The sequence below is a fragment of the Zhongshania sp. genome (assembly GCF_041623545.1).
Taxonomy (GTDB): domain Bacteria; phylum Pseudomonadota; class Gammaproteobacteria; order Pseudomonadales; family Spongiibacteraceae; genus Spongiibacter.
Genome location: NZ_JBFJWS010000006.1, coordinates 37,686 through 52,960 on the forward strand (window position 1 = coordinate 37,686; position 15,275 = coordinate 52,960).

Consider the following 15,275-nt stretch of genomic DNA (forward strand, 5'->3'; position numbering starts at 1 on the left):
GAATAGCGCCACTGGGCTCCTAAAGCTATCCATCGCTAGCCTAAACCGGATTGTATTGTCACTATCGGCATTGGGCATCGCATCGATAAGTTTCTGCTACTCGCTACGGCAGGATTTTGTGTTATCAATCTGTTTAAGTGCCATCCACTATGATCAAAATGATGTGATTTATTTAAAACTTTATTTGATCTTCTTGATGATTCTGTCCCTAGGGGATAATCAAGTCGCAGGTATTTACGCGCGCTAGGTGAGGTATACTGCTGCATTACGTATCCCACAAAATTTAGGTGAAGTAGCATGGTGCTTACCAGACCCGCATTACTGATAATCTTCGGCTTGGTGTTAGCCGCATGTGGCGGTGGCTCTAACAATAATAGCAATACAGTTGCCATCGAGCCCCAGACACCATCACGGCTAGTCGATGAGCCTGCTGCACAATGTGTAGTGAATGACCTGCGTAGGTCTGTTGGTGAGGGATTAGATGCTCCGGGACGATTGGAGGTGGACGTCATCGCAGCACTTGGTAGTCCGGCGCAGTGCTCAAGTAACGATGAGTATTTGATCGGCACCGGTCTACACGATGTCACCGGCCCAATTGCCGACACCGCCAGCCTTGCTTGGGTGAATCCACAACAAGTGTTCAGCGCACTGCACTCGCGCGTTTATGCCCGAGCGTTTGCCATTGCTTCACCCTGCAATAACAAACGGGTGATGTTTGTTTCAATTGATACTGGCCTGATGAGCGCCAGCGTTCGCGATGCGGTGCTAGCCGAGATTGCTGCCAATGAAGAGCTCAGCAGCCTCTATAACGCGAACAACGTTATGCTCTCGGTGACGCATACCCACTCAGATCCCGGCACTGGGCTGGCCGGCGTCGGTAATGGCCTTGCGGTTATCGCTGGTGGCATTGTTCAAGCCATCACTAAAGCGCATGCCAATCTGCTGGCCAACCCGGAACCTGCCGCTATCATCTTGTCTTCGGGTGAGTTACTGAATACCAATATAAATCGCTCCAAACCTGCCTACGAGCAAAACACCGAAGCGGAGCGAGGCCTATTTTTAAACGCGCGCGGCGAAGAAACCAATGTTAATAAGCGCATGGTGCAGTTGGAACTGAATCGTCAAGACGGCACCGCTGCCGGCTTGATTAATTGGTTCGGTGTGCACCCGACCGTCATTGGTCCCGCTCAGCACTATGTCAGTGGCGATGTAAAAGGCTACGCGTCCATTGGCTTCGAGCGATTAATGGGCACCAACTATCGCGCCGACCCGGCTACAGGGACTTTCGTGGGCGCCTTCGCCCAAGCCGATGAAGGCGATGCCTCACCCAATATTGCCATTGAAGAGTTTCCCTATCCCAGTCCCAAGCGTGGTGGCGGCGAAAATGATTTAGACGCCAACGCTATTTCCGGTATTAAGCAGCTGGCGCGCGCGATTGAGCTTTATGGCACCGGCAAGCAAGTTACTGGGCCGGTGGATTATCAGTTTTTGCGGATTCCCATTACCGATATTACCGTCGACGATCCTGTCGTACTTGCGAGTTTGAAACACCCTGCCGAGTTAGATGAGGCGGAAAAGAGAACCTGCGACGGTATTCTTGGCGCATCTTTTGGCGCCGGTGCAGAAGACGGCCCAGGACCTACGCAGGAAGGCCTAAAGTGCAGTGACGATCCAGCCGTTCTCGACGCGGCTTTGGTTGATATTGCGACGCTGACGGGGTCACGACTTGAAGGCTTTCCCGGTGGCTGGCCCAAGGATTTAATTCCCGGTCAAACCATGTCAGCCGTCGTTATGTGTAACTCGACAGAGCTGCTGGCATTTTCAGGGGACTATTCTTGCCAGGCCGAAAAGCCAGTCTTGTTGCCACGCGGTGGCTCGGAATTGCCGATTCAATTATTCCGTGTGGGTAACTTTGCGTTACTCGGTTTGCCCTGGGAAGTGACTACCATGTCAGCACGCCGTATCCGCTCGCTGCTCCTCGAAGAGCTGGCACCGGTTGGTGTCGATACCGTGGTTATTGCCGGGCTGGTTAACGATTACGTTCACTATCTCACCACCCGCGAAGAATATTCATCGCAACAATACGAAGGTGCATCCACGCTCTACGGCCCATGGACACAGGCCGCCGTCGCGCAAGAATCTTTGAAGCTCGCGCGCGCAATGCGCAGCCAAACCGCTGTTTCTGAGCCCCCGGTGCCCGGCGCTCGTGCAGATTTAACACTGCAGTCCGGTCCTCGTGAATCAGCTCATCCCAGCGGGGCTGCGGGCACGGTTGTCACTCAGCCGCCCAATTCCATTAACGCCGGAGAGGTACTTGAAGCTGAGTTTGTCGTGGGCCATCCCGGAAATGACCTGCGCATTCAGCAGAGCTACGTCTACGTCGAAAAGGAATTGGCGAACGGGGAGTGGCTGGTCGTTGAGGAAGATCGCACACCAGAATTACTCTATGAATGGAAACCCCTAGTGCAACCACCTGCGGCACTAGAGCGCCCGCAGACGAGTAGCGGCGGTACCGGCCTAGTAACTTGGAAGATGCCAATGAATACCCCAAGCGGCACTTATCGATTGCGGGTAGAAGGTGCATCCCTTGGTTTTATGGCTGCGGAGGCGCAGGCCTATCAGGCTATTTCAAACACCTTCACCATTGTGGGTGCTGACAGTATTTGCCCTTAAGGTATTACAGAAGTCGTGCCGAAAGATTAAATGGAAGCGGGGGGGCTTGGTTTTTACTCGGATAATCGCCCAGCAATGATAGAGATAAGTCATTGCTGGGCTTTTTTATGGCTCCAAGAAAATAGTGAAACACCCAGCCATCTAGCGGTAAGTGGCTAATTTTAAAGTGGAATTAATGTTTGCACAGGAATATTTCTGCGTGAAAAAGCGGGTACAATTTACCATGTAATTCAACAACTCTGGTTCAATAGGGGATCGCTGGGCGGTTACAGGCTGCGAATATGGTGAGTTATTATCGATCTTTGCCAGTAATTTCTTCTCATTGGCCGAAAAACCTAATAAAAAGCCCCTAGTGGCCAATGTTTTAGTATGCTCTTCCTTGCAAAATCTGTAGTGAAAAATATTCAATGAACAATGTTTGAAGTGATTTCACCATCACCGGAGCTGCGTAGTCATTTTAATAATGGTAGCTAAACGTATATAACAAAAAAAATCTGCCCGAGTTTATGCCTAGGGCAATGCTTTTACTCTTAGACAAATGAGGACCACAATGGGAAAAAGAATTAGTGTCTTATCTTCCTTACTGCCATTGAGTTTACTTGCTAATCTCGCCCATGCCGCGCCAATGCTTGAAGAGGTTGTGGTTACGGCCCAGCTGCGTGCGCAAAGTCTGCAGGATGTACCGGTTTCCGTGAGCGCCATCGGTGGCGAGAAAATGATGGAGGCGGGCATTGCTAAGATCGAGGATCTGCAGGCCTATGTACCCAACTTCACCATGTCGGAATCCGGCATAGGCACCGATATTTATATTCGCGGCATCGGCTCAGGTGAAAACCAAGGCTTTGAGCAATCAGTGGGTATGTACGTTGATGGTATTGCCTACGGTCGCGCTCAGTTGGCACGTGCGCCTTTCCTTGATTTGTCACGGGTAGAAGTTCTGCGCGGCCCGCAGAACATCCTGTTGGGCAAAAACAGTATTGCTGGCGCCATCAGCATCCAAACCGCTAACCCAAGCGAATACGCTGAAGGCAACGTTCAGGTCACCTATGAGCCTGAACAGAACGAGCGTATTATCGATTTGGTGGTCAGTGGCCCGATCAATGATCGCCTCGGCTACCGTTTTGCCGTGCGCAAGCGCGAGCTAGACGGCTTTATGGAAAACTTGGTGCTGGATCGCGACGAAGCTCAGCGCGCCGAAGAAACCTTCCGCATTAAGCTGGCTTGGGACGTCAGCGACAATGTCACCGCCAAGTTTAAAATCGAGGCGGGCAGTTTTGATGTGGTCGGTCGCAACTCTGAAATTATTACCAATTACGCCTCTGACTCCGATGTCTTCTTGTTCCAAGGTCGCACCTACGGTGAGATCATGGATCGCACAACATTCCCAGAAGCCGGCGGCACAGCGGCATTGACTGGCGTACTGCCGGCGCCGGTGTTGAATTTTCTACAGCTTCAGCCCAATGGCTCGATTATCGATATCGACTCCGATGAGGGTGTACTGAACAATACCGCTGATCGCAAGCGCCACAGCAACGGCGACTACAGCAATAACGACACCTATAACCTTACAGCCAATGTCGACTGGTATCGCGACGATCACCAATTCACCTCGATCACCGGCATAATGGGTTATGAGTACGATGAAGACTGCGACTGCGACTTTACCGGTGCGCCGCTGTTCCAAGTTGAATTCCAAGAAGAGTACCAGCAGTTCAGTCAGGAATTCCGTTGGATTTCCCCAGCTGGCGAAACTTTTGAGTATATTGCGGGTGCCTATTTCCAATACAGCGAACTGGACTTTTTCGACTCGCTATATTTGCCCTCCGACATTATTCCGCAACTGGTTAACGCCGCTGACCTACTTGAAGGTGGCGCCCGCGGTGATGCTGACCCCGGCGCTGACGGCTCCAGTGGCTTTGAACTGCTAGGTATTGGTGACGCCGGTAACGCGCTCCGTGGCATCCGTACACCGCGCGACTTCAACAGCGAATCAACCATCGCCTCAACCTTTATGCAGGCAACCTGGAATATGGCGGACACCTTCCGCCTGACCCTTGGTGGTCGCCTGACTTGGGAAAATAAAGAAGGTGCACGTAAACTCGAATTTGGCTTTGAGGACGGGACAATACAGCCTCTTGGTGAAGTCGACACCGCTGCTGCGGTAAGTTTTGCCGCCGAGCGTCACGACCTGAAAGGTGAGCGCGAAGAAGTGCAGTTCGCACCGCTGGTAAACTTACAGTGGGATGCCACTGATGACTTAATGACCTACTTCTCCGCCAGCCGTGGTTACAAGTCAGGTGGTTTTGACGCGCGCTCCAATTCGTCGCCCAGCGCAGACCCCACGCCGATTAACCCTAATGCACCTACAGGCACTAATCAGAAAGTGTTGATTGGTAGCTTTGAGTTTGAAGAAGAGGAAGCGCTCAGCTTTGAATTGGGTGTGAAAAGCTCCCTTCTCGAAGGCGCCGCCGAGCTGAATGCGGCACTGTTCCGCACCGAGTTCGATAATCTGCAGGTCAGTGTTTTCGACGGCACCTTAGGTTTTAATGTGGGCAATGCTGCCAGCGCGGTTTCTCAGGGTATTGAGCTAGACGGGCGGATGGCCCTGACCGAAAACTTGATTCTGGCCGGCGGCTTGGCCTTCCTCGACTTCGAGTTTCAGGACCATCAGCTTGGCACCTGTATTCAGGATCAGACGCCTGACAATGCCAATGGCATAAACTGTGACTACAGTGGCAAGACTAACCAATACGTTGCTGACTACTCCGGTAATTTGATGCTGGCCTACGAGCGGCCACTAGCTAACTCACTGATGCTGCGCGCCAATATTGATGTAATTTTTACCGACGACTATCACCCATCGCCGAATTTGGATGATCGCATCAAGCAGGACGCCTACCAAACCTTTAATGGTCGACTTGCTCTGTCATCAATAGACGGCGAGTGGGAAGTGGCATTGCTGGGCAAAAACCTTACTGATGAGTTGGTTGTGCTCTACGGCGTAGATGCGCCGACCGCGAAAACCATCACGGGGGCAACGACCCATCACGGCTTGGTCAATAACCCACGTACTTTTGCACTGCAAGCCAGCTACCGCTGGTAAGTCTGTCCTCTCGGTGCAGCGGCTTGTCGCTGCACCGAACTAGCTACCGGTACCGCCTCTGCGGCAACTGCAAATACCAAAAATATCACACTCATTTCGTACTCAGCTTACGACTAAGCTACCTTTAAACATATTGCCTCTGAAATCAAATTGCTCAACTACGCGGGTTGGACACTGTTACAGTGCTCTGCATACGCTGGTCAATGCGCTGCAGCATCTTCAGATAAATAATGACCTCTAAGCCAAATTGCTTCTACCTCATAGAGGCGGGTAGCACTTATCTATGCGCCTTTACTCCTTGCCTTGAGCTCACGAACTCCTAAGCCGGTGCGCCGCTTTAGCATTTTTCCTAGGGACTTGGCATCCGAATAGCCCAGTTTTTCGGCTATCGCCGCCATCGATTCACCGCGCTGGAGCCAGCGTAGGGTGAGCTTTTCAAAGACCTGTTCTTGCACTTCTTTATATGTGAGGTCTTCTTCTTTTAGTCTGCGCAGTAGAGTGCGCTCGCCCAGCTCTAATTTTTCCGACACGGTATGGCGGGAGGGGGGAATACCTTTATCGACAAGTCTTAAGATGATTTTCTCGATAGTTTCACTGAGGCTATTTAGGTGTCTGACTTGATGGGCGAGACTTGAGTCGAGTGAATCGTAGAGTTGTGGGTCAGCTGACTGCAGTGGCAGGTCTAGCAGCTTAGCATCTAGGCACAGGGCATAATCCTTGGTATTGAAACGACAGCGGGTATTGAGCAGGGATTCGTATCTATCTTTTAAGCCGAAGTCGGGGTGGGCAAACCAAATTTCCGCGTAATTATAGGTGTCGCTTGGGAAGCAATCTTGCACTACACGAACACAGGCGCAGATAAAGGCGTCGTAGGAGTAGTGGGTAACTTCAATATTTGGATCGCTCAGTCTGAAGCGCATAACGCCTAAGGAGCGCTCTTCAGTTAATGAAAAACGCCAGATTTCGTTGACTAATGAAATCTGGTCTAGCGCTTCACGAATGGATTGCCTAAAGGTTTTGGCCACCATCATTTTAAAGGCCAGAGAGCCGATGGTTCGAAAGTGGAAGTGGTCTAAAACGTCTAGACCTAAATCAACTCGGCCGCAAAGGCGCTCCGCGGTCTTCCACAGCGCGGTGAGGTCTTCTTGATTTACCCTATTAAGGCTATCCCAGGAGTTTAAAGGGATTCCTGCTTCTTTGAACAAGGCCTCACGATCTAAATGGCAAGCCTTGCCAGTGACGTTAGCGACCATCTGGGCCCACTGAGGGTGTGCGGTAATCGGTAAGGAGCTTTTTGTCACAAATTAACCCGTTCAAGACACATTTGCGCATTGTACCTAATTCTTCACAGGGTAGCATAATCGTCTGATAGCGGGAGGCCGCTCAATTGTTCACAGACGTCGCAGATGGAATGTTATGTTGAAATTAAAGCCAAGAACCGTATCTCATTATTTGCTACTACTGCTGGTGCTTATCCTCGCAGCTTGTGGCGGTAGTAGTAACTCTAAATCGAGCTCCAGCTCGAATGTGGGCAATCCTGATACGGGTGTTAAGCCTGGTGTCGAGGAAGGACAAGGGCGTACCTTTTTTATTGCTGCGGGCCCTAATGCGACAACTCAAATGGTCTTGGCAATGATTAGTGCCAAACCCAAAGATGTTATTGAATTTGGTGAGGGCTATTTCGAGCTTAGCTCTGGAATTCAAATATCCGGTACTGAAAATATTCTGGTCAAAGGTCAGGGTATGGATAAAACGGTACTGTCTTTTAAGAACAGTGGGTCACAGGAAGGTTTTCTCGCGACCACCGTGCGTGGCATTACAGTTCAAGACTTGACGGTGCTCGACTCACCGGGTGATGCCTTCAAGCTACAGGGTGTCGATCACGGTACACTGCGCCGAGTTCGCGCTTTTTGGTCTAGCGGTCGCAACACAGCTAACGAAGACACTGTAACGGCGGACAACTATAAAACTAAGCTGCACGTAGCGTGTACGGATCCTGCGCGGCACAATCCTGATAACCCCAATCCGCTTGAAATGGACACAACGTCACCTGACTATAACGTCAGTAAGCTGTCGGGCCGCTATGGGGTTTACCCAGTAAACTCAAAGAATATTTTGGTTGAGTATGTCGAGTCTGTTGGTGCATCTGACGCGGGTATCTACGTAGGGCAAACCGATAATGCGATTATTCGCAACAGCCGCGCCGCTTTTAACGTATTCGGTTTTGAAATTGAGAATGTTCGCGGTGGTGAGTATGTCGACAACTTGTCGGAGTGTAATACCGGCGGCTTCTTGGTTTATGACTTAGATGGCCTAACGCGTTACGGTAGCCGTACCCGTATGTACCGTAACACTTCGCGTAACAACAACACTTACAATTTTGCCGAACCCGGTAGCATCGTCTCTAACGTACCGCGTGGTACGGGTATGTTGACCATGGGTTACGACAAAATCGATATATTCGATAACACCTTCGAAGATAATGGCACTGCTGGCATTGTGCACACTAGCTACAAGTTGTTTGGTGTACCCGGTGATCGCCGTTTGGATTTATACAGTGAAGGTGTCCACATTTGGAATAACACCTTTAAAAACAACGGTAACGATTTACCTAGCCCAGATTTCGCATCAATTATCGATACTGGCGGTGAACAGGTCACATCAGCATTCCCGATGTTAATCGGCCTGAAAATGGTGGCGGGCACCGGTGAATACCGTGGTGCGCACATCGCGTGGGATGGCTATGTAGACGAATACAACGCTGACTGTCCTTACCCAACCGACGGTAATGGCAATCCGGTTCCTGCCGATGCCGAAGGCAAACCTATTTCAGGTAACCAGTACCCCAATCCGTCTTGCCGTTACAATGCCTATAAGTTTAACGAAGCCGGTGAGCGCAAGAACCCGCAATGGTGGTATTCCTGTATAGATGAAAGTAACAACTTCGACAGCGATAGCGCTACTTTCGCCAATTTTCACGGCACCGAAGGCCTAGAAGCGCTGCTATATCTGCCACCCCAAGGTCCAGAAGACTTAATCGACATTGTGACCAGTCTTCCGAATTTCCCTGTGGATACTGATATCACGCCGCATCTCTGTGATGATGCCTATGGCAGCAATATGGCGCCACTTCCAGCTATTGTGATCCCAGAGTTTGTACCGTCTGGTGCTATTGATCCTGCGCCGTCAGACGCCTTGGTGGACCAGCTATGTAATGCCAGTGTCGCCGCTGGCGAAGTTAATGAGGCCGCCTACCAAGTAAACTGTCCGCGTCTGGATCAGTATCAATTATTTTCCGACCCACAAGACCCAATGAGCTTGCCAAACGGTCGGGGTGTACCCTTTGTTTTGAATACAAAGTTATTTTCCGATTACTCCACTAAATACCGCGTGGCATATATACCAAAAGATGAACAGGCGATTTATCGCGACGGAAATGACAATGCCAATGCCGCAATACTTTTCCCGGTTGGGACTATTCTCGCTAAGACCTTCGCGTTTACCGACGAAGCCAATAAAAAGGAAACCGCAGTAGAGACGCGTTTGATTATTAAGCGTGAAACCAGTGGTGGTCAGGTTTATTGGGATGGCTTGGAGTATGTCTGGACAGAAGAAAACGGGAAGAAGATTGCTAAGTTGACCCAGCAGGGTGGTGTAGTCAGTGCACGCTGGGATTATCGCGATGTAAATAGCGGCGATCACTATCAGGGCTCAACAGACGCCTATGTGCTTCCGAACGCCAACCAGTGTCAAAGCTGTCATGCCAACGACGATGCCGAAACTGGTTCGGCACCAATTGGGCCCAAAGCCCGGAATCTTAATCGTCCCTTTAGTAGTGAGTCTCCCTTGCCGACGGGTATTGATAAGCATGCGGTAAACGGTAGAAACCAGCTGGTATATTGGTGTCAGAATGGCTTAATGAAAAACTGCCCTACGGATCTGCGCCTTGATGCTGCAACGCAGTATTTGAAGGCGGTGGAGCGCAACCCGATTTTTAATATACCGGGGGATTCTGGTTTTGAATCAGGAAGTGATAAAGATGTTGAAGCGCGAGTTCGCTCTTATCTCGAAGTGAATTGTGCACATTGCCATAATCCCCGAGGTTTGGCGCAGAATACGGGTTTCTATCTGGATGTATTCCGCTCAGTGAACGATACCTTCGGTATTTGTAAAGGGCCGACGGCCAGTGGCAGTGAAGGTCGTGGTGGCCGTGAATATGATATCGTTCCCGGTAACGCTGCTGAATCGATACTCCCTTATCGCCTTGGGCCTGAAGCGACTACCTTGGCTGCACGCATGCCGCCAATTGCGCGGAGTACTGTGCACGCTGGGGCGTTTGATTTGGTCACTAAGTGGATCAATGAAGTGGTTGATGACAGTTACGACAATGCCGATGCATGTAAATCAAGCAGCGGCACGGGCGGTGCAATGTGTCTTCCGGGTGAAATCCCCGCGCTGGGCGGTACTTGTATACCCGCCGGTAGTCTTTGATATTGCGTGAAGAAACTCATTGAAATGCACGCCACCTGCGGGTGGCGTCATAAAACTTCTCGTCGGCGGTATTGGCCGAAAACCCCACTTAAGCCGATAGTCTTCCCAACTGCCGCAATATAACAGAGAGGCTCAAATAGTCGGCTTGCTGGGTACTTTTTACTTCAGTAATTAAATTGCTTAAATACGTGGTTTGCACCTTGTTACATTCCAGCCAGTTGTCGAGCTCGGTCGCGATATGGCCATTAAGGTCAATGTCCTTGGCGACCTTTGCGCAGAGTTCGCGGTGACGCTGATATAAGTCATCACGCAAGGCATTTCGAGCAAGGGCGTGCCAACGGGATTCGGCAGTGAGTTTGTCGATGTGCCGGCGGACCCAGGTTATTTGCAGTGATTCAGCTAATCTGAAATAGATTTCACTCAAGACTTTTGCGCTAACGCCAGTGTGCTCCTTCAGCCAGGTTATGTCGGGGCTAGCAAATAGCGCCTTGAGTAAAACGACCCGCTGCGCGATTTTTCGTGGAATACCGCTGCTACAATACTCTGCTATACGATGTTCAATGCGCTGTAATTCATCAGCAGATAAATAATGTGGAACGTCCTCGCCTAGCTGCTTTATATCCGCAGCATAGCGATTAATTAAAATCTGAATATTGTTTAATTGTTCTTTGTTATTAATTAACCACAGGGTGACGTGTTTTATTAGCCGCCGAATTTCTACCATCATGCGAGTTTGAAGTTCATCGGGAACTTTGTTGTCCAGTTTTTCAATGTCCGCCCATAACGAGCGGATATCAAAAAGGTCGCGGGCAACGGTATAAGCGCGAGCGATATCTTCGAAACTGTTGCCGAGTTCGTCATTTAAGCGGTGGGCAAATGCGTTACCCATACGGTTCACGAGGCTGTTGGTTATCACCGTGCAGATGATTTCCCGACGTAAGCGGTGCTCGCCGATTTCATTGGGGTAACGTTCGCCCAGTTGCGGGGGGAAATAGCGATATAACTCCTGCGCGAGGTAGGGGTCTTCAGGTATAGAAGAATCCAGTAGTACTTTGTTTACATGTATTTTTGAATAGGACAGCAGGCATGCTAGTTCCGGGCGGGTGAGCCCGAGCCCGGCGGTCCTGCGACTCTGAATGGTTTTTTCGTCGGGTAGTGACTCCAGTTTTCGATTTAATCCTGCGTCCCGCTCCAATATACGGATCAATTCAGCTTGTTCACCTAATCGCTCAGGCGATTGGGAGGCAACCATGCTAATAGATTGAGTTTGTAGATAGTTATTACGTAGGACTTGGCGCTCGACATCTTTGGTCATGCTTTTCAGAAGTTTATTTCGATCAACAAAACTTATTGCTTGCTTTGCGACCAGTTCGTTAAGCAGTATTTTTATGTTCACTTCATTGTCAGATGAGTCGACGCCGGCTGAATTATCGATAAAGTCAGAGTTGCAGCGACCACCGTTCAAGGCATATTCAATGCGCCCAGCTTGGGTCAAGCCCAAGTTGCCACCTTCGCCGATAGCCTTGCAGCGTAATTGCGAGCCGTTCACTCGCAAGTTATCGTTGGCGCGATCTCCGGCTTGTTGGTGGGATTCGCTCTCTGCTTTGACATAGGTGCCAATTCCTCCGTTCCAGAGCAGATCCACTGGTGCTCGCAGAATATGATGAATTAATTCATCTGGGGTATAAGCACCCTGTTCTATGTCCAGTGCCCTACAGGCTTGTTCACTGGGTGTAATACTTTTCAATGAACGGGGGTAGATGTCACCGCCTTTTGAAAGTAGCTTCTTGTCATAATCGCCCCAATTTGAACGGGGCAATTTAAATAGGCGTTTGCGCTCTTTCCAGCTCAATTCGGTATTGGGGGTGGGATCGAGGAAAATATGCAGATGATTGAAGGCCGCTAGCAATGCGGTCTTTTTAGACAGTAGCATGCCGTTGCCAAACACGTCGCCGGCCATGTCGCCTATACCCACTGTGGTAAATTCTTCCCGCTGGATGTCTTTGTTCTGTTCGCGAAAATGCCGTTTGACCGCTTCCCAGCCGCCTTTAGCGGTAATGCCCATTTTTTTGTGGTCGTAACCGTTGGACCCACCGGATGCAAAGGCGTCGCCAATCCAAAAGCCAAAGTCTTTGGATACGCCGTTGGCAATATCGGAAAATGCCGCTGTGCCTTTGTCTGCGGCAACCACAAGATAGGGATCTGCGTCATCGTGACAGACCGATAACGGCGGGCGAATAACGCGGTCGCCCTGCAGGTTATCGGTCAGTGATAACATTGCCCCGATAAAGTCTTTATAACAACTGATAACTTCCGTTTGAATGACGTCTCTAGGTCCGTTCTCGGGTAAGCGGCGGCACACAAAGCCGCCCTTGGCGCCGACGGGGACAATAACGGCATTCTTCACTATTTGCGCTTTCACCAAGCCGAGGACTTCAGTCCGAAAATCCTCGGGTCGGTCAGACCAGCGCAAGCCGCCGCGCGCGACTTTATCGCCGCGTAGGTGCACCGCTTCAAAACGCGGGGAGTGCACCCAGATTTCAAATCGCGGCCGCGGAGCCGGCGCTTCTGGTATTTCCCCAGTCGATAATTTAAAGGCGTATATACTACTGCCTTTGGTATGGCCGCTATCGTTATGATAGTAGTTACTTCGTAGAGTCGCCTTAATGAGGGTACGTAAGCTGCGGAATAGACGGTCGGCATCGAGACTTTGGACCGCTTCCAGTGCAATATCCAATTGCTCATTCAGCTTGTTTTGGAGTGTGTCGCGTTCTGTCACTTGCAGATCGAAACGGGCGTGGAATAAATCGATTAATAGACGACTAATCGCGCCATTGTCTACCAATAACTTACTGAGATAATTTTGTTCAAAATAGCTGCCTAGCTGTTTGAGATAGCGACAGTAAGCGCGAATGAGTCCGACTTCTCGCCAGTTAATGTCGGCGCTGATAATTAAGCGGTTAAAATCATCATCGTCACATAACTCTTTGTGAATAGCGATAAAGGCTTGCTCAAAGTGGCTGGGTTCGTGCCAAAATACGTGATTTACATTGACGGCGGTCTGGGCTCGAAAATCTTGGATCCAGTACGTTTCATCGCCGTTAATGCTTACCGGATATAAATCTTCCAGCACGAGGCGCAAACCCAGGTTGCTAAGCCGCGGCTGAATGTCGGAAAGTGATAGAGGTTGATGTTTAAAATAGCAACGTAATTCAACACGCTCTTCGGGACGAGATGCATCGCGATAAATTTTTACAGCTAAATTATTGTCGGTGCTTTTTAGTTGCTCCAGTTGCTCTAGGTCCGCGGCCGCTTTGTTAATATCGGTTTTTGCAATATAGGGAGCGCTAAATGCATCGGCATACTGATTAAACAATTCGTGGGCAGCTTTGCGTGAATAGCTGCTATAAAGTACCGATTTTAGTTTTTCTTGCCAGCTTTCTGTGGCGCCGCAGATTAACTCCTCTAGGGCCGTATTATCTAAATTTTGGGCTTCATCAGTGCGAACTTGAACGATGAGATGTAAGCGCGCCATTCGGTTGTCGGTGAAATAAATAGAAAAGTCACTGCTATCCGCATTTAATTTCGCCGCTATTAATGATTGTATGTTTTCGCGAACGTGCTGACTGTACTGCTCCCTTGGAATATAAACCAGAATAGAATAGTAGCGATGAAACGGGTCGGTGCGGCTGAACACCCGAACTCGATTCTGCTCCTCGATGGTGATAAGCCCCATGGCAATTTCAAATAATTTTTTGGCACTGCTTTGAAACAGTTCATCGCGGGGAAAGGTTTCTAATATCTGCAGCATGACTTTGCCGTTATGGCTGCCCAGTGGAAAATGGGCGAGGTTCATTGCCGCATGAATACGGTCTGCCAGTAGGGGGATGTCAAGGGCTCGGCTATTGTAGGCGGCGCGGGTCATCAAACCGTAAAAACGGTGCTCTCCGGTAAGCTCACCCTTGGCGTTATAATCTTTAATGGCGATATAGTCCATGGGTACGAATCGGCGGATGGGTGCCAATTCACTGGACTTGGTAATGGTTAGCACACGTGGGCTATGTAAATAATGTTCCAAAATCTGCTGGCGTTGCTGCGGTGACTCGATGTGCTCCCACGGCGTAGATTCTAATTTTAAGCCGAGCCGTGACGATTCGACTGCTTGTAAACTGCTTTTACCACCTTGTCGCCTAAGCTTCATTTCAACGTAGGCAAGAAAGGTGAGATTGTTGTCAGTAAGCCAGCCAAGAAAATTACAGACTTGCCGGCGCGCCCGCGCTTTCATTGGCGCGGGGCTTTGCGAATAGTATTGTTGAAGGGATTCTGCCTTTTCCCGCATGGGCTGCCAGTGCTGAACAATTAGCTCGATGGTACTAAGTGCTTTGCGGATACGCTGTTTAAGGCGGGTCGGCGATATTGCGCTTGGCCCAGCTTCCAATTCGTAGCGAACAAAGGATTCTGCGCGGTAGTCGGTGTGTTCTTGTTGTTTTCGGTCGAGTGCGACGATATCCAAAAGTTGACCGCGTTTGTCGCGGTTTACCCAGAATATGGGGTGGTTAGATAAGAGTACGTTGTAGCCGGCATCGAAAATAAGCGTAGATAGGGTATCAAAAATAAAGGGCTGATCTGTGGTGATCATTTCAAATACAAGTACACCACTGTCATTTGGCTCACTAATGTGAATTTTTGGATTGTCGGGACGCCTTGACTCAGCGAGGGACAGGTGAGATTGAACGATACCGAGTAGTTCGGCAGCGCTGCGCTTGGCAATCGTCTCGCTTGCGGTAACATCCCAGTAGCGGCTTGCTAATGCGCTTAGCGCTGTCGAGTCAGGGGTATTGCCAAGCTGTTGTTGAATGAGGCGTGCAAGTTTGCCAATTTTTGATTTCATATGTCAGGCTTGCCTAGTGATAATCAAGTTATAACTAAATAGCGAGTTCAGAGTAATTCCGAATAGTAAAACGGACTTTAGTTCAGCTTAGTCAATAAACTAGCGATTTCAAACTTG

The 15,275-nt window shown here is 49.9% G+C and carries 5 protein-coding genes; 3 read left to right on the top strand and 2 right to left on the bottom strand.

Going from position 1 to position 15,275, the window contains the following annotated elements; all coding sequences use genetic code 11:
• The first annotated feature begins 297 nt into the window (after positions 1-297).
• Together ABYT30_RS02080 and ABYT30_RS02085 are read left to right on the top strand one after the other, a co-directional pair.
• Positions 298-2,673 (top strand): neutral/alkaline non-lysosomal ceramidase N-terminal domain-containing protein, encoded by a 2,376-nt coding sequence (locus ABYT30_RS02080; RefSeq protein WP_373095052.1) that lies wholly within the window; start codon positions 298-300, stop codon positions 2,671-2,673.
• Positions 2,674-3,223: 550 nt separating this feature from the next.
• Positions 3,224-5,776 (top strand): TonB-dependent receptor, encoded by a 2,553-nt coding sequence (locus ABYT30_RS02085; RefSeq protein WP_373081388.1) that lies wholly within the window; start codon positions 3,224-3,226, stop codon positions 5,774-5,776.
• 281 nt (positions 5,777-6,057) lie between these two features.
• On the opposite strand, the gene ABYT30_RS02090 is transcribed toward ABYT30_RS02085, so the two are convergent.
• Positions 6,058-7,077 carry an AraC family transcriptional regulator ligand-binding domain-containing protein gene (locus ABYT30_RS02090; RefSeq protein WP_373081385.1) on the bottom strand — a complete coding sequence of 340 codons (1,020 nt, stop codon included), beginning with the start codon at positions 7,075-7,077 and terminating at the stop codon, positions 6,058-6,060.
• A 115-nt stretch (positions 7,078-7,192) separates the two neighbouring features.
• On the opposite strand from ABYT30_RS02090, the gene ABYT30_RS02095 reads away from it, so the two are divergent.
• Positions 7,193-10,267 carry a parallel beta-helix domain-containing protein gene (locus tag ABYT30_RS02095; protein ID WP_373095055.1) on the top strand — a complete coding sequence of 1,025 codons (3,075 nt, stop codon included), beginning with the start codon at positions 7,193-7,195 and terminating at the stop codon, positions 10,265-10,267.
• Between the two features lie 88 nt (positions 10,268-10,355).
• Here the strand turns inward: ABYT30_RS02095 and ABYT30_RS02100 are convergent, their stop codons facing one another.
• A complete protein-coding gene (locus ABYT30_RS02100; protein ID WP_373095057.1) occupies positions 10,356-15,158 on the bottom strand; it encodes an NAD-glutamate dehydrogenase in 4,803 nt (1,600 codons plus the stop codon).
• Positions 15,159-15,275 lie beyond the last annotated feature (117 nt).

Coding starts and splice junctions, on each gene's coding strand:
- ABYT30_RS02085 (WP_373081388.1), top strand. CDS start 3,224: ATGGGAAAAAGAATTAGTGTCTTATCTTCCTTACTGCCATTGAGTTTA.
- ABYT30_RS02080 (WP_373095052.1), top strand. CDS start 298: ATGGTGCTTACCAGACCCGCATTACTGATAATCTTCGGCTTGGTGTTA.
- ABYT30_RS02100 (WP_373095057.1), bottom strand. CDS start 15,158: ATGAAATCAAAAATTGGCAAACTTGCACGCCTCATTCAACAACAGCTT.
- ABYT30_RS02095 (WP_373095055.1), top strand. CDS start 7,193: ATGTTGAAATTAAAGCCAAGAACCGTATCTCATTATTTGCTACTACTG.